Raw genomic sequence first — 19,337 nt, forward strand, 5'->3', positions numbered from 1 at the left:
GCCACGTTCGTTAAAGGGTGTTATCTAGATAATCGTACAAAATTACCCATTTCTCAAATTGGCTAATTGAAAAATCATTTAATTTGGTCTTAGTTAAAGGTTGCCTGACTAGAATCCAATACACTTTTACAGTATATTTCATGCTAGTCTTAATCCCGACTTCCAACATACCATGGCATCGAACATCTCTGAACAAGATATTAAAGCGGGTCAAGCAGTCTACACCTCATTGATGTTAAAACTGTACAATCTTTGGGTTTTAGATATTTCCAATCGCTGGATTTGGTGCTGCTCTAAAAAAAAGCAATTAAAACAATTTAATCAGTGCGTGAGCTCTAATCATTTAGATATAGGCGTAGGTACTGGGTACTATCTGAAGCACTGCAACTGGCCTCCTAATAGTACGTTAAGCCTGATGGATTTAAATCCAACTTGCTTAGAAGTGGCTCGAAAAGCCATACAAGGAATTGAGACAAAAACGTATTTAGCGGATATCTATAAACCACAATCTGCCTTATCGAATACGTTTAACTCAATCTCCTTAAATTATCTTCTTCATTGCTTACCAGGAAATATGCATACAAAAAGCGATGCAATAAGTAACGCCGTAGATATGCTTAAACCAGGTGGTGTGCTCTTTGGTGCAACCATTTTGGCCGATGAAGCGCTCCATACCAAGGTAAGCCGTAAATTAGCGGATTTTTACAATCGAAAAAAGATATTTTCTTATCAAGAAGATACGCTCGATGCTTTACAAGCGATGCTTTCATCCTATTTAGACTCGGTTGAGATCACCGTTTGCGGTTGCGTAGCCCTATTTAAGGGAAAAAAGAAAAATGAATTAGATGTATGATGACGGAGCTTGTGATAGATTCAGGGCAAACGCATGGCTGCACAAAAATAACAATTTCATAGTATAAATATAATATCTATTATATCTTTCAACGTCCTGCGGCTTGACCGCAGGATCCATGCTAGGAGCCTCAAAACCAAAGCGTACGGCACATGAATACATTCGTCGGCTTAAGATGAATTGGTACTCACTCATGATTTTGCCCTGAAGATAGGTTAAACTCACATTAACAAATTAGGGAAGATAAATATGGTTAAAAATATTCTTGTGGTTTGTACGGGAAACATTTGTAGAAGCCCTATGGCAGAGGCCTTGTTAAAACATCACTTAAAAAAGCAAGGTGCTGATAGGGTAGTTTCCTCCGCAGGCATTCAAGCCCTAGAAGGTCGACCGGCTGATTCTATCGCACAAGAATTAATGACTCAAAAAGGAATTGAAATTTCCCATCATCGAGCTCGGCAGTTAAACGCAGAAATGGTGCATGCATCTGATCTGATTCTTGTCATGTCGAGAGATCAAAAAAAACAAGTCGAGCAGGGTTTTCCCAATAGCCAAGGTAAAGTATTTCGCCTCGGGGAGCAAGAAGGATTCGATGTAATTGACCCTTACAAACGAATGAGAGCAATCTTTGAGCAGTCTTTAGCGCAAATCGAGTATGGATTGGAGCATTGGTATCAAGTCCTTTCCCCAAAATCTGAGCGTGAGGCGTCTTAACACAAAGATATTTTTAAAACTAATTTGCAAAAATGATTTTTTTTATTTACAAAGCACGTGATTTAAGTAAGAATTTTTAAGGTTTTGCTGAGGTGACAGCCATTTCCTAGGTTCCTAAGCCTTGCGCCAGATTTCATCCCAGATCAACCGCAGGGACTAGAGATCTAAGTAATAGCTAGAATCTACTCAATAAGTTGAGCAAAGGTCATTACGAGAGAAATAACTCGCTTTGTCCGATATTAAATGACTAAAAAATTATTGCCGTGCTTAGAGATAAGTGATTATTCGTTTTTATCTGTATAGGATGTATAGAATTAGCATGAGGAAAGTGATCAGTATTGTTGGAACCAGTATTCTCTTTAGCGGCTGTAGCATTATGCCTGGCATGCAAAATCTGGATAACGTTCAAATGCGTAAAATGGTTATCCCAGAAAAAATCGAAGTCCACCCAACCTTAATTCCCATAACTCCCACTTTAATCGCGGATCAAAAAGTAAGTGTTTATCACTATCATGTGGCTCCCGCGGATGTCTTGAGTATTAACGTCTGGCAACATCCTGAATTCGATTTTCTTGAAAGACCAAGTGCTAATCTAGCCACCACAGCAGGTATTCAAGGGGCAGCTGGGCAACCTGGATATTTGGTTAATGCGGACGGTTTGATTTATTTTCCTCTTGTTGGTTATGTAAAAGTAGCCGGTAAAACGGTCGATGAAATCCGAGGTGTAATTACCGCTCGGTTAAAAAAATACGTGCCGAATCCTCAAGTCAATGTTCGAGTGGCAGACTATCGCGGTCAAAAAGTTTATGTTTTAGGTGAAGTGAATAAACCGGGGTTTTTACCTCTCAATGATCAGCCTTTAACCATTGCCGATGCGTTAACTCTTTCTGGATGGATTAATCCTGATGCTGCCGCACCAGGTTATACCTATGTAATTCGAGGCAATTATAAAGAGCCTTTAATTTTTTGGCTAGATGCTAAAACCCCCGATAAGATGTTACTCGCTGAACGATTCAGTTTAAGACCTGGTGATATTTTATACGTTTCTTCCGCGCCGGCCACCCGCTGGAACCGTGTGTTAAATCAATTATTACCAACCATCCAAACGGTTTGGTATACCCAGGCTATTGTTAATAACAGTTAATCGACTTAGGAAGTCTAATGAGTACGAATGCGAAAGGAACAGTCTACAACCACGATGAAGACGAAATAGATTTATCAGCTATCTTTTCTCAGTTATGGGCTAATAAATGGCTGATTGTGGCTGTTGTTTTATTGTGTTTGCTGATAGGAGGGCTATATTCTGCTAGACAAGTTCCTCAATATAAGAGCGATGTCTTAATCCAAGTTGATGAAAAAAATAACAGCTCGTTTATGGGTGGCGATGCGCTAAGTAGTTTTGGCTTTTCGAATCAAAACAATGCCTCGGCCATTATCTCTGCATTAATTAAATCACGTTTCATTTTAACTCCTGTGATTCAGTCTTTAGGCTTAAATATTTCAATTAGCCCAGAGCGTTCTTTCTGGCAAAAATTAGTTTCTAAAGGAGAAGCAAAAGCTGAAATCACTTTGTTTAATGTTCCTAAAGACCAACTTAGTGAGCCTTTTAAGCTAGTATATGAAGGCAACAATACAATTGCTCTTTTTAACGCGCAAAAAAAACCAATCTTGCAAGGTAAAATAGGTGAGGTAATCACAAGTAGAACTCAACCCATTCGATTAAAGGTTAAATCACTTGAAGCACCCCGAGGCACCTATTTTATCTTGAAAAAATTTTCTAGCTCAAAAATTGTTAGCCAATTAACGGAACAATTAAAAATCGAAGGGCTCGGAGAAAATAAAAAGGACACGGGACTTTTAGCAGTTTCTTTAAAGGGTTCTAATCCAGCTGTGCTTACCAAAATTTTGAATGAAATAGCACATACAGCGAAGCTAAAAAATGCCGAAAAAAAATCCCTTGAAGCCTCTCAAACACTTAACTTCTTACGCCATCAGCTGCCACTGGCTAAAGAATCTTTAGCCAGCGCTGAATTTGAATTGAATCAATATCGTGCTAAAAGCGGGAAAATCGATATTAAAATGCAAGCTTCTTTATTGCTTGATCAATTAGCTGAACTCGACAAGCAATTGGCAACGCTTAGAATCAACGAAATTGAGATGGGGCAAAAGTACACCGACGCACATCCTTCATTAGTCGGTTTAAAGCGACAAGTTAATGAAATAGAGCATGAAAAGCAGCAGTTAGAACAAAAAATTAAAAAGTTACCAGAATCGGATCAAATCGCACTTGGGTTAATGCGCGAAGTAGAAGTAAAAAGTGCTTTGTACACAAGCTTACTAAATCGCATTCAAGAGCTTGAAGTAGTTAAAGCGGGCATGGTTAGTGATGTGCAAATTTTATCTTTAGCCAAATTGCCAGATGAACCTTTACCTAGCAAAACCAAATTAATTTATTTGGCAAGCTTATTTCTTGGGTTGATGATAAGTGTTGCAATTATTTTAGGCCGTAAGATTATTTTCCCTAAAGTACAAGACCCTCATTGGACGGAGCGGCATTTTAATATTGCCAATTTAGCGATTATCCCTTTTTCTAAGGAGCAACAAGAATTAATAAAAAACCTTAAAACCATGCCTAAGGGTCAATCAAAGCTTCTTGCAGAAATCAATCCCAAAAATTTATCTATTGAGTCTTTACGCAGCTTACGCACTAGCTTACAAATTAGCCTGACATGCGCCAACAATAACATCATGACGATTCTAGGTATTTCGCCAGGGGTTGGAAAAACATTTGTCTCAACTAACCTTGCGCATCTCCTCGCAACGACTGGGAAACGCGTGTTATTCATTGATGCTGACTTACGGCGAGGAACTGCACATAAATATTTTAATTTAGACCTATCTCCTGGTTTTTCAGAACTGATTCAAAATAAAACCACGCGCGATGAAGCATTAAGAGCAACAGGGCATAAAAACTTAACCATTCTCTCATGCGGACAGTATCCAGATGATCCAGCTGAATTACTAACCAGCAATGAGTGTAAAACATTAATTGATACCTTTTCAAAGGAATATGACATTGTTTTGGTGGATACGCCTCCCGTTTTATTGGTTACTGATGCTGTTTTAATTAGTTCGAAAGCTTCTTTAAATTATTTAGTCATTGGAGCGAATATGCATCGGCAGGAAGATATTGAAATGACGATAAAACGTTTGCAAGCGGCAGGAGTTCCTATAACTGGCACAATTTTTAACTGTCAAAGTGCAGTAGCTCAAACTAACATTAACCAATATTATTCTTACAGCTATTATTATGATGATAACAGCACCCCTAACACAGGAGTTGTGTGTAAAATAAAGAAATTCGCAAAAAGTGCATAGATGCCACCTCTTACTTATGCGAGGTTTCCAGTAACCAGGCTCATTTAGTTATAAAACAAGGAACATTTATTTATATAAGAGCTAGAAATATTAATAAAAAACTTTATAATGCTTTTAAGTTATTCTTAAAAAAGAATAACATGAGGAGTACATAGGAGTTGTAGTTGTAATGATTCAGGATGTATTTAAGGAAAACAAATGGTACTTGGTGCAATGTAAGCCAAGGCAAACGTTTCGTGCAGAACTCCACTTAACCAATCAAGGGTATCATTGTTTTCATCCCACATACCCTGTTAAAAAGAAAGTTAGAACCAACGGCACTATCGCTATCCAAACCACAATAGAACCTCTTTTTCCACATTACCTTTTTGTATCCCTCTCCAATCTAGATAGCTGGTATACAATTCGCTCAACTCGGGGCGTTAAATCCATCGTGACCTTTAATGGCATACCTGGCTCGGTATCCCATTCTATCCTTGAAGGCATACGATACCATTGCAATGTATTGAATGGTTTAGAACCAGAGCCCATGTTTAAAGAAGGCCAACGGGTACGTATTACAGAAGGTTGTTTTAAAGAATTAGAAGCGATTGTTGCCGCAAATACTGGCGAAGAGCGAGTAATATTACTTCTTAATTTGTTTAACCGCGAGCAGCAGATTGAGCTACCCATTACCTCAATCGCAGCTTTCGGTTAAGAAAAACGTAACTACTCCTCCACCGACTCCCCGCGGCTTGACCGCGGGATCCAGGAACATGGACCAAGGGGTAGAAGCAAAAGAATTTTATTAGGTCGCAGACATAATCCTAATGTCTACATCCCACGGCTTGTCCGGGGAACTATATACCCGTGATGCTTTTTTGGAAAAGAGCTAAAATCCAAGGGCGGTAGCGTGTTAAATCTTACATGTGAGCAATAACGTAAGTTTATAAATAACCTTATCCAATGATTATAAAGATTTTATTAATAAAAGAACGTGGAAAATTACGTGTATAAAAAGTTTGCTGACATAGTTGTACAACGAGCAATAGAATTATCTCAGTTTGAGAGTTTAATACAAAACCTTCCCGAATGAATAGAGTCATGAGTTGGCGAAAGAGGAGTTAGAATTATCTATGTTTAACAACAAATCTATACTCATTACAGGTGGAAGTGGGTCGTTTGGCCAACAATATATAAAAACAATTTTAAACGATTATGAGCCTAAAAGACTGATTGTTTATTCGCGAGATGAGTTAAAGCAATATGAAATGGCACAAGTTTTCCCTACCAGTCAATATGATTGCATGCGTTATTTTATAGGTGACGTTCGTGATCAAGAGCGTCTAAAAATGGCTATGCGTGGTGTGGATTATGTTATTCATGCTGCAGCATTAAAACAAGTTCCAGCTGCAGAATATAACCCAATCGAGTGCATTAAAACTAATATTCACGGAGCAGAAAATGTGGTGCAAGCTGCGTTAGAAGCCGACGTGGACAAGGTTATTGCCTTATCTACGGATAAAGCTGCAAATCCTATAAATTTATATGGAGCAACTAAGCTTGCTTCGGATAAATTGTTTGTGGCTGCTAATAATATATCTGGCGGTCATCGAACACGTTTTTCAGTTGTGCGCTATGGTAATGTAGTTGGATCCAGGGGATCTGTAGTTCCATTTTTCAAAAAATTGATTGAAACAGGTTCAGATTCCCTTCCGATCACGGATGAAAGAATGACAAGATTTTGGATTACTTTACAACAGGGAGTTGATTTTGTTCTTAAAAATTTCCAGAGGATGAATGGTGGAGAGATATTTGTCCCTAAAATTCCTTCCGTTCGTATTATTGATTTAGCAACCGCAATGGCACCCCAGCTTGAGAAAAAAATTATAGGCATTCGGCCTGGGGAAAAAATTCATGAAGTCATGTGCCCAGCTGATGATTCCCATTTAACACTGGAATTTAAGGATCATTATGTAATACAGCCATCAATATCGTTTGTTGATAAATTTCATGATTTTTCAACAAACTACTTACATGAAATTAGTAATCCAGTTGAGCAGGGGTTTGAATATAATTCTGGTGCGAATGAACATTTTTTATCTATAGAAGAAATTTGCAAATTTAATCAATTGGCAGAAAGTGAATGATTCCTTATGGTAAGCAAGAAATCAATGCTGCTGATATTTCTGCAGTATTGGAAGTTCTTAAATCTGATTGGTTGACTCAAGGGCCAGTTATACCGAAATTCGAAGAAGCTATTGCTAATAAAGTAAACGCTAACTATGGGGTGGCAACTAATTCGGCTACTAGCGCGCTACATATTGCATGCCTATCTCTCGGTCTTGGGCAAGGAGATTTGGTTTGGACATCACCAATTTCTTTTGTTGCTTCAGCAAATTGTGCTTTATATTGTGGAGCAGATGTTGATTTCGTAGATATTGATTCAAACACATTAAACATGAGTATTGAGGCTTTATCGGTTAAGCTTAAGGAAGCGGATCGTTTAGGAAAACTACCTAAAATTGTTATTCCGGTACACTTTGCGGGCCAATCCTGCGATATGGAATCAATTTATCAACTTTCACAACAATATGGTTTTAGAATCATTGAGGATGCCTCTCATGCGATTGGGGGCGCTTATAAAAATACGAGCGTAGGAAGCTGTACTTATAGTGATATCTCTGTCTTTAGTTTTCATCCTGTTAAGATTATTACCTCAGGTGAAGGCGGTATTGCGCTGACAAATGATAAAAAACTAGCAGAGAAAATGAGGCGACTTAGAAGCCATGGGATTACAAAAAATCAAGATGATATGGTGGAGCTACCAGAAGGAGCATGGAAATATGAGCAGTTGGAATTGGGCTTTAACTACCGAATCACGGATATTCACGCTGCTCTTGGTTTAAGCCAATTAGCGAGATTGGATCAAATCATTGAAAGGCGAAATTTTTTAGCCTCTATTTATAATCATGCCTTTTCTTCTTCTGAGATATTATTTCAGATATTAATAAAAGATGTCGTTTCTGCCTGGCACCTTTATGTAATTCGCGTACCAGAAAGTAAAAGATCGGAGCTGTTTAATAAACTTCAAGATGAAGGCGTAGGAGTAAATGTTCATTACATTCCGATTCATACACAGCCGTATTATAAGAAGCTCGGTTTTGTGAAGGGACAGTACCCAATTGCTGAACAATATTATCGAGAAGCTATTACGTTACCCTTATTTCCACAACTTACAGAAGAACAACAAAACTTTATTATTAAAACTACAAAATCAGTTTTCAATTAATAAAATGCAGCTAGCGATATTATGAAATTAGCATTAGGAACCGCGCAGTTTGGGATGAATTATGGTATTACTAATTCGACAGGCAGGGTTAGTTTACCTGAAATAAAATCCATTTTAGACCTTAGTAGAAGCTATGGTATCAATACACTTGATACAGCTTATGTTTATGGAAATGCAGAGGAAAGTCTGGGATTTATTATTGAGAAAGATTTATTTCAAATTATTACAAAAACCAAACCTGTAACACAAAGTTCTATAACGAATTCAGTTATAAATCAAATAAAGAAAGGTATTCAATTATCTTTTAATCGCTTACAGCAGCAAAAAATTTATGGCCTGTTAGTTCATCATGGTGAGGAGCTTTTGTTAAAAAATGGCGAACGCTTATTTGATCTGCTAAAAACATACAAGGAGAAAGAGCAGATATCGAAAATTGGCGTATCGGTATATACGGTTGAAGCTGCGATGAAAATAGTAGAGAAATACCCAATTGATCTGATTCAAGTTCCTTTAAATATGCTTGATCAACGTATGTCTAATTCTGGGATGTTAAAAATATTAAAAGAAAAAGATATTGAAATTCATGTTCGATCGGCCTTTTTGCAAGGCGTGTTATTAGAAAACAAAAAGAATTTATCGAAAAATTTTGATCGAATTCATGAGCAATTAGCTAATCTTGAACAACTCTCATCCGAAACAGGGGTGTCAAAACTTGCTATTGCATTAAGTTATTTAAAGAGTATTTCCGAGATTGATAAAATAATCATTGGTGTATTAAATACTATTCAATTAGAAGAGTGTGTTTCAGCATTTAATACAGATATTCCTCAAAAGATTAATTATCAGATATTTGAATGTAAAGATAATATGATTATCAATCCAAGCAATTGGGAAAAATTAAATTGAATCGAAAAGTTAGTAAAACGATTCAATTAGGAATCATTGGTTTTAGTGAAGGAAATGGCCATCCATATTCTTGGGCCGCTATTTGCAACGGTTATGATTCATTGATGATGAGCCAATGCCCATTTCCAGTTATTCTAGAATATCTTGCAAAACAATCATTTCCTGAAGATGCAATATCATACGCCAAGGTTACTCATATTTGGACCCAGGATAAAAATTTATCAAGGCATATCGCTCAATCCTCAAATATTCCCCATATAGTTGAACACTATGAAGATATGATTGGAGTTGTTGATGCTGTTTTACTTGCAAGAGACGACCCAGAATCTCATCTGCCGATGAGCTTGCCTTTTATAAATGCAGGAGTCCCAATCTATATTGATAAACCCATTGCAACGGATATAAAAACGCTTGAATCTATACTTGAGCATGAAAAATACCCTGGCCAAATTTTTTCTTGCTCGGCTTTAAGATATGCAAAGGAATTTAATTTAACGGAAATTGAGCTGAATGAGCTAGGAACTATTGAATATATTGAAGCCAGTATAAATAAAAGCTGGGAAAAATATGGTGTTCATATTATTGAGCCTGTTTTAAATTTATTCGACTTATCAAGTGAAAAAGCTAAGATCGCAGCCATAAAACAAAATGATATCCAAAGTGTTTTTGCACATTGGCCAGACCTCCTTATTAAGTTTTCCACACTTGGTCGTTTGCCAACTCCAATTGTTATCCGATTGTATGGAACAAAAGGATTTAAGGAGATTCAGTTCGAAAACACTTTTGCTGCTTTTAAAATGGCAATAGAAATGTTTATAGAAGGTTTTATAAGCAAAAAATATATGATTACCCATAACCAAATGAAAAATATAGTCACACTTATAGAGAAAGGAAATAGTTGCATATGATGGAGCATCCAACGGTTTTTTTGACTGGCGCAACTGGAAAGCTTGGAAAGAATATTGCACTTGGATTTGCATCATTAGGTTGTCAACTAATTTTGCCTATTCGATCTGAGCAAACCGGCTATGAATTGGCAATGAAATGTAAACAGGCGGGATCTAAAGAAGTGCATTTGATACAAGTTGATCTGACTGAGGATAATTCTGCGGATAAGATTCAAACATGGCTTAATGACCATGAGATTTTTCCAAACATTTTAGTAAATAATGCTAGAAATTTAAATTATTTAAGAAATGACAAAGGGATAGTCAGTCGAGAAAATTGGAAGGGTGAGATGCTACTTGATGTAATAATACCCTATGAGCTAACAATGCTGCTAGCTCAATTACCCGGTTCAACATTAAAAAAAGTAATTAATATATCATCAATTTATGGTATCACCGTACCCAATCTTAAGCTATATGATAACCCCGACTCTGATTCCTCTATTAATTATGGGGTTGCTAAAGCAGCACTTATTCATTTAACAAAAGAGTTAGCCGTAAGACTTGCTTCCAAAGAAATAGAAGTGAATTCTATTTCTTTCGGGGGTGTTGAAGGTAGAGTAAAAGAGGATTTTTTAACAAAATATAAAAATCTTTGTCCAGCAGAAAAAATGTTATCCGAAGATCAAATTTTTGGAACGGTTAAATTTTTAGCTTTTAATGACTCTAATGGTATGACTGGTCATAATTTAGTAATGGATGGCGGTTGGACAGTATGGTGATGCGCAGATTAGCAGTTATTCCAGCTCGTGGTGGTTCAAAACGCTTAGAGAAAAAAAATATTCTCAATTTTCATGGCAAGCCTCTTATTTATTGGACAATTATATCTGCGTTAAATAGTAAATTATTTGATGATGTTATTGTAAGTACAGACGATGAGGAAATCGCCAAAATTTCAGTTGAATCCGGAGCATCAGTTCCATTTCTTCGCAAGGCCCATGCTGATGATTTTTCACCAGTAAGTCTGGTTACTATAAATGTTCTTGAACACTTCAAATCTATGAAGAATGTTACCTATGATCTTGTCGTTCAGCTAATGCCAAATTGCCCGTTACGTAATGACAAAAATATTAATGATGCTGTTAATTATTTTGAGAGTCGCAATATACCCTCCCAAATTAGTTGTTTTCGATATGGTTGGATGAATCCTTGGTGGGCTGTTGAACTAGATAAGAATAATAATCCGAGTCCTCTTTTTAAGGAAGCGCTCACAAAACGCTCTCAAGACTTACCTAATCTCTTTTGCCCGAGTGGAGCTATTTGGATTGCTAAACCTGAATTTTTAATAAAAGCAAAAACTTTTTATTGTCGTGGCCATATTTTTTGGGAAATGCCATGGAAAGCTGCCATAGATATTGATGATGAAGCGGATCTTTTTATGGCAAAATCTTTATTCATGGCTTAAGAAGCTCTATTAGCAATTAAAATAATAAATTATTTAAAAATTATGAGAAAAAAAGTACTAATTTGTGCAGCTCATCCTGATGATGAAGTTCTTGGTTGCGGGGGAACAATCGCTAAATTTTCAGATGAAGGAGCAGATGTACATATCTTATTTCTTGCAGATGGAGTTTCGTCTCGAGATCCGAAAGAATCGAACAAGCTTATTAATTCCTCTGAAGCCAGAAGGCAAAGTGCATATATAGCCGCTGATATTTTAGGAGTAAAGTCTCTGATGTTTGGAGACTTTCCCGATAATAGAATGGACTCTATTGGTTTGTTAGAAATAGTAAAATTTATAGAAAATAAAATAAATGAATTTCAGCCTCAAATTCTTTTGACACATTATAGTAGTGATTTAAATATAGATCACAGAATAGTCAATCAAGCTGTGATTACAGCATGTCGTCCACAGCCCGACTTTTTTGTTGAAACGCTCCTTTTTTTTGAAGTTTGCTCTAGTACAGAATGGCAAATTCCTACTACATTTTCTCCTAATTGGTTTGTAGATATTGCAAAATATCTCGAGCTTCGCTCAAAAGCATTGGAAGCATATTCAGCGGAGCTTCGAGCTTGGCCCCATAGCCGTTCTTTAAAAGCAATTAATCATTTAGCTAATTGGCGAGGTGCTAGTATTGGTGTTGAAGCTGCTGAAGCATTTATGCTTGGGCGAAGAGTTATCAAGGATTGATGATGCGCTTCTTATTTCGAACTGATAGTAGTTTGAATATTGGCAGCGGACATATAATGCGTTGTCTAACCTTAGCCAATGAATTAAAAAAATATGGCGCAGATATTTCATTTGTTTGTCGAAATCATAAAGGAAATTTAATAAACAAAGTTGAAACAGCAGGATATCGCGTTTATCGTTTGAAATCGTATACTAGTGAAAATTATAGTGGAAATGATTATTCTCTCTGGCTAGGGGTTACACAGGAAGAAGATGCTCATGAAATTTTATCAGTAATAGGTAAGAAATATTTTGATTGGGTTATTGTTGACCATTACGCTATAGATGAAATCTGGGAAAGAATGATTCGTCAAAGAGCAAGAAAAATAATGGTCATTGACGATTTAGCTAATCGTAAACATGATTGTGACTTTCTACTAGATCAAAATTATTTTGGGGCAAAAACCCCTAAACGATATAATCATCTAGTCTCACCAACTTGTCATAAATTACTTGGTCCAAGATATGCATTGCTTCAACCAGAATATAAATATTTTCGAAAACGGTTAAATCCACATAACGGCACTGTTAAAACCATACTGATTTTTTTTGGTGGAAGTGATAAAAAAAATCTCACGGAAATCGTGTTAAATGCTTTAAATTGTGATGAACTAAAAGAAATAAAAGTTAATGTTGTTATAGGAAGTAATTATTGTTACCCCGAAAAGATCAGGAGGCTAGTATCTACACGAGCAAATACTTTTTTGTTTCGCAATTTATCTACTCTTGCACATTTAATTAAGAGCTCTGATTTAATGATAGGTGCTGGAGGAGCAACCACTTGGGAACGAATGTGTTTAGGAATACCTACGGTAGCATCAATCATATCTGAAAATCAAAAAGAAATGACTTTAGCATTAAGTAATGAGACTTTACAAATATCTGTTAATGATCCATTTGATATGAGTGTGAATGATTGGAAAGAATTAATAGGGGGTATGATAAGACAACCCTTTTTGATTCAAACTTTTTCTAATCAATCAAAGAAATATGTAGATGGACATGGTGTTGAAAGGGTTATAAGTTTTATTTATAAAAATGCACCAAAGTCAATTAATATTAGAAAGGCAAATGAACAGGATGAGGGATTGTTGCTTTCCTGGGTTAATGATTCGACAGTTAGGCGGCATAGTTTTTCAAAAAAGAGTATTGCAAAAGAAGAACATTCAGCTTGGTTTCAATCTAAAATCAATGATCCGTATTGTTATGTTTTTATTGGCGAAGATGAGCAAGGACTTCCCATTGGGCAAGTCCGTTTTGAAGTTGATATAGATAAGCTCGAAGCATCAATAGATATTAGTATCGATCCTTGTTTTCGAGGGAGTGGTTTATCAAAACAACTATTAACATTAGCCTTGTCTAATTTTCGTTGTATTATGCCAAATTTAAAAATTATAGCCGAAGTCCTCTTAGAAAATAGCAAAAGCCACTGTCTTTTTTTAAGTCTAAACTTTCGTGAGATTTCCTCAAGACGTGCTAATTCAAAGACATATGAGTTAGTAATATAACTTTCAGTTTAAGAAAATATTTATGAGTCGCCCTTTTATTATTGCTTCACAAAAAATCTGGAACTTAGAGCTTGCCAAGCGATTGAATAAGCAATTAGGACGAAATTTTATTCTTATTCAATATCAAGAAGAGCTTACTCTTTCAAATATAAAGAAAATCAATCCTGAAATCATATTTTTTCCCCATTGGTCTAGCAAAATTCCTAAAGAGATTTGGGAAAATTATGAGTCTATAGTCTTTCATATGACTAATCTACCTTATGGTCGAGGGGGAAGCCCTCTACAAAATCTAATTGCTAATGGTCATCAAAATACGAAAATTTCTGCTTTACAATGTATAGATAAACTTGATGCAGGTCCAATATATCTTAAAAAAGATCTAAATTTGACAGGAACAGCACAACAAATTTATGAACGTGCAGATAAAATTATTGAGAAGATGATTATTGAAATAATTAATACACATCCCACGCCTCAACCTCAAGTTGGTGAGGCTGTCTATTTTAAACGACGCAAGCCGGAGGATAGTAATTTAAAAAACTCAAATTCTCTTGAAAATGTATTCGATATGATTCGAATGCTAGATGCAAAAGGATATCCTCAAGCATTTCTTAGTACAGAATATATAAAGTATGAATTTACAAAGGTAAAAAAGATATCGGGACAGCTGGAAGCAAAGGTTGTAATAAGTGAAATAAATACAAAGGATGAATCATGAGTTTTTCCATCGGAAATTTTCCTATAGGTACTAAAAACCCTCCTTTTATAATTGCTGAAATGTCTGGGAATCATAACCAATCGCTTGAAAGAGCATTGGAAATCGTTGATGCCATTGCTGACAGTGGCGCTCATGCAATAAAATTACAAACCTATAAACCTGAGACAATGACTCTGGATCTTAATGAAGGTGAATTTTTTATTAGTGACGCGTACAGTCCTTGGAAGGGAAATAGTCTCTATAATTTGTATAGAGTAGCCCATACTCCTTGGGAATGGCATGAAGCCATTTTTGAAAGAGCTAAAAAGCGCAATTTAATTGCTTTTAGCACACCTTTCGATTTAACAGCGGTAGATTTTCTCGAAAGCCTTGATGTCCCTGCTTATAAAATTGCATCATTTGAAAATACAGATCTTGGGTTAATTCAACGCGTTGCAAGTACAGGAAAGCCAATTATTATTTCAACAGGAATGGCAACCTTAGCTGAAATAGATGAGTCTGTCCGAGCTGCAAGAGAAGCAGGATGTAGGGAGCTAATCTTATTAAAATGTACTAGCAGTTATCCTGCGAATCCAGCTCATTCAAACTTAGCAACAATTCCTTATTTAAGAACATTGTTTAATTGTGAAGTAGGATTATCTGATCATACTTTAGGAATTGGAGCTGCTATTGCGAGTGTGGCTATGGGTGCTACGGTTATTGAAAAACATTTTACTTTATCTCGTGATGAAGGGGGGGTTGATGCAGCGTTTTCATTAGAGCCAGCTGAGTTTAAGTTATTGGTCTCTGAAGCTAGAACAGCATACCAGGCTATTGGACAAATTAGGATAGGTGAAATTACAGAAGAAGAAGAAAAATCAAAAATATTTAGAAGAACATTATATGTATGTGAGGATGTTGTAGAAGGGGAGGTTTTAAATAAAAATAACTTGCGCGCAATTAGGCCTGGCTATGGTCTTCCAGCAAAGTATCTAAAAAATCTTTTAGGAAAACGAGTTACAAAAGACTTAAAACGTGGCACACCCATGTCATGGGATTTTATTTGATGTGAAAAGATAAGATTTTAAGGAGATTTAATTGATATTGAAAAAGCTGGGAATGAATATAGGGGGCATAGCAATTGGAAGCCTGAGAGTGCTTAGTGAAAAACTAAATTAAGACATTGCCTTATCAATCGAATATCTACGAAAAGCTTATCGCATTAGAAAAAAGAAAAAATGTTAACTTAAACCCCTTGTCCGTTTTCAGATGAACACTATTCGATTGTGAAACGCAATTTTTTGATGGAAATGAAAGAAATTTAAGTTTAGAAATTTTAACGGCTTTGTTTTATCAATTAAAGAAAAGGAAGATGTTAAGTTTGATCTGAATCATTAGTAGATTAGTCGACCGTTTTAAAAAGGATCGGCGCAGACGACGTTGAATTGCACTTTACAGTTACCTCAGCCATTAACTTGTCTTAGGATAAAAGATTGCTAATAAATCAATATAACCCTAATACTTTAATTGTCTACAAATCAAGTGTTAGAACTATTAAGAATAATGTACAAACAATATGAAAAACCAGCCAACAATATGGATAAATTTGGGTGCGCTATGGCAACATATAAGCCGTAAAAGACGTTTTCAACTGGTTTGTTTGCTTGCGTTAATGATTACTTCTGCATTTGCTGAAATGTTAAGTATAGGTGCATTGTTCCCATTTTTGGGGATGCTAACGTCGCCTGAAAGTGTTTTTAATAATGACAAAATACAAAAAATCACTGAGCTTGTGGGCATTAGATCAGCTGAAGAATTACTAATGCCATTAACAGCTCTGTTTTCTTTAGCAATATTGCTCGCATGTGTATTAAGAGTTTTGTCTCTTTGGGTAAGTATACGATTAAGTTTTGCCACTGGTGCAGATTTAAGTATAAAAATTTATAACCATACACTTTTTCAACCTTATTCAATACATGTTAATAATAATAGCAGTAAAGTTATTAGTGGCATATCAAGCAAAACAACAGCGGTTATTTATGGAGTAATTTTGCCCTTACTTACTTTAGTTAGCTCAACGTTCATGCTGTTAGCTATATTACTTGCACTTTTGTCTGTTAATCCATTAATAGCTATTACGGCGCTTATTGGCTTTGGGGCTATTTATACAGCAATTGTTGTACGAACGAGACAGAAATTACTAAAAGCGAGTGAGTCAATAGCGTACGAGTCATCCGCTGTGATAAAGGCTATGCAGGAAGGTTTGGGGGGCATTAGAGATATCCTACTCGATGGTAGTCAAGCAACCTATAGCAACATTTACCGTAAAGCAGATTTAATTATGCGACATGAGCAAGGTAATAAACAATTTATAAGTGATAGCCCTAAATATGTCATGGAAGCTTTGGGAATGTTGCTTATTACAGGATTGGCTTATGTTCTTATAGTACGTGGAGATGGAAATATGAGTGCTATTCCAACTCTTGGAGCGATAGCCTTTGGTGCCCAGAGGCTACTCCCAGTTTTACAGCAAGCTTACTCATCATGGGCAAACATTTTAGGGTCTTCAGCATCAATGGAAGATGCGCTTGAACTTTTGAGTCAGCCTTTACCTGATTACCTCATGCATACATCAAATAAATCATTAGCCTTTTGCAAGGAAATAGATATTAGAAATGTATTTTTTAGATATGGGGAGTTTTCACCTTGGGTATTAAAAAATATTAACATAAAAATTAAAAAAGGCAGTCGAATCGGCATAATTGGAAAAACGGGTAGTGGAAAAAGTACACTATTAGATATTGTAATGGGATTGTTGATGCCATCTAGAGGGAATTTGTTTATAGATGGCATTCCTGTAAATGTTCAAAATCTAAGAGCTTGGCAAGGTCATATTGCTCACGTACCGCAAAATATTTTCCTTGCAGATGCGTCCATAGCAGAAAATATTGCATTTGGTATACCTCGTGAAAAAATTGATGAAGAAAAAGTTAGAATTGCTGCAGAAAAGGCGCAGCTTTCTTCAACAATAGAGACCTGGGAAGAAGGCTATGAAACTCTAGTTGGTGAACGTGGGGTTAAATTATCTGGTGGGCAGAGGCAACGAATTGGAATTGCGCGTGCATTATACAAAAAAGCAGATGTCATTATATTTGATGAGGCTACTAGCGCTTTAGATAATGAAACAGAAGAGGCTGTGATGCATGCTATAGAATGTCTCAGTAGCGAGGTAACCATATTTATAATTGCTCATCGAAAAAGCACATTAAAAAATTGTACAAAGGTAATTGAGATTGATGCAGGAGAATTAAGATGCTTTAGTTCCAATAGCGAGGCGTTACAACTTTAGTATTGTTTGCTATTTCACATTAATTAGCACAACAGAATTAAATTATATTGGGAGATTGAAATCTTATTTCTAGATTGCTTAGTGGAGATCAAATGCAGAAGAGTTCGCTGAATACTGTTCTTGTTTATTTAGGTTCAAATGCTAATGATCATATTGAACAGGCGTTACTTGATTTGGATTTAGATATCAAATTTATTGAGAGTACTATTTTCTCAGAACGAATAATTACTAAAAAAAAACCAAATTATAAAGACATAGATAATAAAGTAATTTATTTTGATAGTAATGCAAATATATTACTTGGAAAAATTAACTTTGAACCAATAAAAGGAAATGATCAGCTTCAAATTATAGAAAAGATAATTTCTGATAAGTATCTATCTCTATTATGGAGCCGATTTGGCTTAAAAACTAGAGTACGAAACTTGGATGAAGTACGGCGATATGAAGTGAATTACTCTTTAATTAAAGCAGCAATAAAAACTTGCTCTGAAGTAAAACCCAAATTAATTGTATTTAGTTATGAACCACACTCCCTTCCTATGTACATTTTTAAAAAAGTTTCGCAAGCGTTAAATATAATGACAGTAACAATGACTATATCTCCTTTTACATGGAGAATGTTTGCTGAAATTGAAAATAAAAAAGTTATAAAATTAAAAAAGTCGAGTACTTCAAAAAAACAGTTGGAATATTCAATAAATCAATTTATACAAGAAAAAAAAGGAAGCTACATAGCAGCGAAGCCCTTTTATGAAAAAAGAGAGACAAATTTTCTTATAAGAAATTTAAATAAATTCAGGGCTAATGCTTGGATGCCGCATAAATTTTTTATGAGTTATGCGACGTTATTTTATTATCAAAATATTGTAGTAAATAGAAAACTATTAGAAGAAAAAAAATATATTTGTGTTTTTCTTCAATTTCAACCTGAGCAGACTACTCTACCTGATGGGGGATTATTTACTCATCAGTTATTTGCTATTCAAATGCTTTATTTTGCGGCAGAAAAAATGGGAATATCAATTGTAATCAGAGAGCATCCTGCCACATTTCAGGTTTCATATAATCGCAAGTGGCGCTCTTTTGATTATTACTCCAAAGTAAAAAAGATAGGTCAAAATATATATTTCGATAGTATTTCATCAGACCCTTATTGGTTGATCAAGAACTCTTTAGCAGTTGCTTCTATAACGGGAACTGTGTTGTTAGAGAGTATGCTTCAAGGTATACCCGCTATAGCTTTTGGTAATCATCCACTGAAAGGGTTTAAATCGAAGGCTTTCGTAGAAGGCTTTTGTGATCATATTCAATTAAAAAATAAATTAGCGGAAGCGATGTCTCAACCTCTTGAGGTGATAACTTCTGATATAGAAAACTATCTAGAAGAAATTTACCCAGCAACATTTGGGCCTAATGAATATGTTGGTAATTTAAATATGACGCTAGATACGTTGAGAGAAACTAGAGTAAATGCATTGATTCAAGTTTTAAATTTGATAGGAAAAAATGAGCAGTACGAATTTGTTAATTAATATTTAACA

Annotated in this window: 17 protein-coding genes; all 17 read left to right on the forward strand. The window is 35.6% G+C overall.

Going from position 1 to position 19,337, the window contains the following annotated elements; all coding sequences use genetic code 11:
• Positions 1-172: 172 nt before the first annotated feature.
• Complete coding sequence (locus E1O41_RS05005) at positions 173-853, forward strand: class I SAM-dependent methyltransferase (protein WP_131776215.1); 681 nt, start codon at positions 173-175, stop codon at positions 851-853.
• A gap of 249 nt (positions 854-1,102) precedes the next feature.
• The gene (locus E1O41_RS05010) at positions 1,103-1,567 is read left to right on the forward strand and encodes a low molecular weight protein-tyrosine-phosphatase (protein ID WP_131776216.1); all 465 of its coding nucleotides are present in this window, start codon (positions 1,103-1,105) and stop codon (positions 1,565-1,567) included.
• Between the two features lie 319 nt (positions 1,568-1,886).
• Positions 1,887-2,711: a polysaccharide biosynthesis/export family protein gene (locus E1O41_RS05015; RefSeq protein ID WP_165481109.1), complete on the forward strand. Its 825-nt coding sequence runs from the start codon at positions 1,887-1,889 to the stop codon at positions 2,709-2,711.
• 17 nt (positions 2,712-2,728) lie between these two features.
• On the forward strand, positions 2,729-4,945 hold the full coding sequence (locus tag E1O41_RS05020; protein WP_131776218.1) for a polysaccharide biosynthesis tyrosine autokinase: 2,217 nt from the start codon (positions 2,729-2,731) through the stop codon (positions 4,943-4,945).
• A 169-nt stretch (positions 4,946-5,114) separates the two neighbouring features.
• Complete coding sequence (rfaH, locus tag E1O41_RS05025; protein ID WP_131776219.1) at positions 5,115-5,642, forward strand: transcription/translation regulatory transformer protein RfaH; 528 nt, start codon at positions 5,115-5,117, stop codon at positions 5,640-5,642.
• A 418-nt stretch (positions 5,643-6,060) separates the two neighbouring features.
• Positions 6,061-7,074: a UDP-N-acetylglucosamine 4,6-dehydratase (inverting) gene (gene pseB, locus E1O41_RS05030; protein ID WP_131776220.1), complete on the forward strand. Its 1,014-nt coding sequence runs from the start codon at positions 6,061-6,063 to the stop codon at positions 7,072-7,074.
• Positions 7,071-8,216: a UDP-4-amino-4,6-dideoxy-N-acetyl-beta-L-altrosamine transaminase gene (pseC, locus tag E1O41_RS05035; protein WP_131776221.1), complete on the forward strand. Its 1,146-nt coding sequence runs from the start codon at positions 7,071-7,073 to the stop codon at positions 8,214-8,216. The genes pseB and pseC overlap by 4 nt, the downstream gene beginning before the upstream one ends.
• Positions 8,217-8,237: 21 nt before the next feature.
• On the forward strand, positions 8,238-9,122 hold the full coding sequence (locus tag E1O41_RS05040) for an aldo/keto reductase (protein ID WP_131776222.1): 885 nt from the start codon (positions 8,238-8,240) through the stop codon (positions 9,120-9,122).
• Positions 9,119-10,030 carry a Gfo/Idh/MocA family oxidoreductase gene (locus E1O41_RS05045; protein ID WP_131776223.1) on the forward strand — a complete coding sequence of 304 codons (912 nt, stop codon included), beginning with the start codon at positions 9,119-9,121 and terminating at the stop codon, positions 10,028-10,030. The genes E1O41_RS05040 and E1O41_RS05045 overlap by 4 nt, the downstream gene beginning before the upstream one ends.
• Positions 10,027-10,791 (forward strand): SDR family oxidoreductase, encoded by a 765-nt coding sequence (locus E1O41_RS05050; RefSeq protein ID WP_131776224.1) that lies wholly within the window; start codon positions 10,027-10,029, stop codon positions 10,789-10,791. Before E1O41_RS05045 ends, E1O41_RS05050 begins: the two co-directional genes overlap by 4 nt.
• Positions 10,791-11,474, forward strand: a complete 684-nt coding sequence (locus E1O41_RS05055) for an acylneuraminate cytidylyltransferase family protein (protein WP_207384506.1) — start codon at positions 10,791-10,793, stop codon at positions 11,472-11,474. Before E1O41_RS05050 ends, E1O41_RS05055 begins: the two co-directional genes overlap by 1 nt.
• A gap of 42 nt (positions 11,475-11,516) precedes the next feature.
• Entirely contained in the window at positions 11,517-12,200 is a 684-nt protein-coding gene (locus E1O41_RS05060) for a PIG-L deacetylase family protein (protein WP_131776225.1), read from the forward strand.
• Positions 12,201-12,202: 2 nt separating this feature from the next.
• A complete protein-coding gene (gene pseG / locus E1O41_RS05065) occupies positions 12,203-13,747 on the forward strand; it encodes a UDP-2,4-diacetamido-2,4,6-trideoxy-beta-L-altropyranose hydrolase (protein WP_188668187.1) in 1,545 nt (514 codons plus the stop codon).
• A 22-nt stretch (positions 13,748-13,769) separates the two neighbouring features.
• Positions 13,770-14,465, forward strand: a complete 696-nt coding sequence (locus tag E1O41_RS05070) for a formyl transferase (protein WP_131776227.1) — start codon at positions 13,770-13,772, stop codon at positions 14,463-14,465.
• On the forward strand, positions 14,462-15,511 hold the full coding sequence (gene pseI / locus E1O41_RS05075; protein WP_131776228.1) for a pseudaminic acid synthase: 1,050 nt from the start codon (positions 14,462-14,464) through the stop codon (positions 15,509-15,511). Before E1O41_RS05070 ends, pseI begins: the two co-directional genes overlap by 4 nt.
• 509 nt (positions 15,512-16,020) lie before the next feature.
• A complete protein-coding gene (locus E1O41_RS05080) occupies positions 16,021-17,793 on the forward strand; it encodes an ABC transporter ATP-binding protein (RefSeq protein WP_131776229.1) in 1,773 nt (590 codons plus the stop codon).
• A gap of 92 nt (positions 17,794-17,885) precedes the next feature.
• Complete coding sequence (locus E1O41_RS05085) at positions 17,886-19,328, forward strand: hypothetical protein (RefSeq protein WP_131776230.1); 1,443 nt, start codon at positions 17,886-17,888, stop codon at positions 19,326-19,328.
• Positions 19,329-19,337 lie beyond the last annotated feature (9 nt).

Source organism: Legionella impletisoli, assembly GCF_900639875.1.
Taxonomy (GTDB): Bacteria; Pseudomonadota; Gammaproteobacteria; order Legionellales; family Legionellaceae; genus Legionella_A; species Legionella_A impletisoli.

Excerpts from the sequence above, each read along its gene's own strand:
- E1O41_RS05005 (WP_131776215.1), top strand. The coding sequence starts at position 173 with ATGGCATCGAACATCTCTGAACAAGATATTAAAGCGGGTCAAGCAGTC.
- E1O41_RS05060 (WP_131776225.1), top strand. The coding sequence starts at position 11,517 with ATGAGAAAAAAAGTACTAATTTGTGCAGCTCATCCTGATGATGAAGTT.
- E1O41_RS05070 (WP_131776227.1), top strand. The coding sequence starts at position 13,770 with ATGAGTCGCCCTTTTATTATTGCTTCACAAAAAATCTGGAACTTAGAG.
- E1O41_RS05055 (WP_207384506.1), top strand. The coding sequence starts at position 10,791 with ATGCGCAGATTAGCAGTTATTCCAGCTCGTGGTGGTTCAAAACGCTTA.
- pseG (WP_188668187.1), top strand. The coding sequence starts at position 12,203 with ATGCGCTTCTTATTTCGAACTGATAGTAGTTTGAATATTGGCAGCGGA.
- E1O41_RS05050 (WP_131776224.1), top strand. The coding sequence starts at position 10,027 with ATGATGGAGCATCCAACGGTTTTTTTGACTGGCGCAACTGGAAAGCTT.
- pseB (WP_131776220.1), top strand. The coding sequence starts at position 6,061 with ATGTTTAACAACAAATCTATACTCATTACAGGTGGAAGTGGGTCGTTT.
- E1O41_RS05080 (WP_131776229.1), top strand. The coding sequence starts at position 16,021 with ATGAAAAACCAGCCAACAATATGGATAAATTTGGGTGCGCTATGGCAA.
- rfaH (WP_131776219.1), top strand. The coding sequence starts at position 5,115 with ATGATTCAGGATGTATTTAAGGAAAACAAATGGTACTTGGTGCAATGT.
- pseI (WP_131776228.1), top strand. The coding sequence starts at position 14,462 with ATGAGTTTTTCCATCGGAAATTTTCCTATAGGTACTAAAAACCCTCCT.
- E1O41_RS05085 (WP_131776230.1), top strand. The coding sequence starts at position 17,886 with ATGCAGAAGAGTTCGCTGAATACTGTTCTTGTTTATTTAGGTTCAAAT.
- E1O41_RS05040 (WP_131776222.1), top strand. The coding sequence starts at position 8,238 with ATGAAATTAGCATTAGGAACCGCGCAGTTTGGGATGAATTATGGTATT.
- pseC (WP_131776221.1), top strand. The coding sequence starts at position 7,071 with ATGATTCCTTATGGTAAGCAAGAAATCAATGCTGCTGATATTTCTGCA.
- E1O41_RS05020 (WP_131776218.1), top strand. The coding sequence starts at position 2,729 with ATGAGTACGAATGCGAAAGGAACAGTCTACAACCACGATGAAGACGAA.
- E1O41_RS05010 (WP_131776216.1), top strand. The coding sequence starts at position 1,103 with ATGGTTAAAAATATTCTTGTGGTTTGTACGGGAAACATTTGTAGAAGC.
- E1O41_RS05015 (WP_165481109.1), top strand. The coding sequence starts at position 1,887 with ATGAGGAAAGTGATCAGTATTGTTGGAACCAGTATTCTCTTTAGCGGC.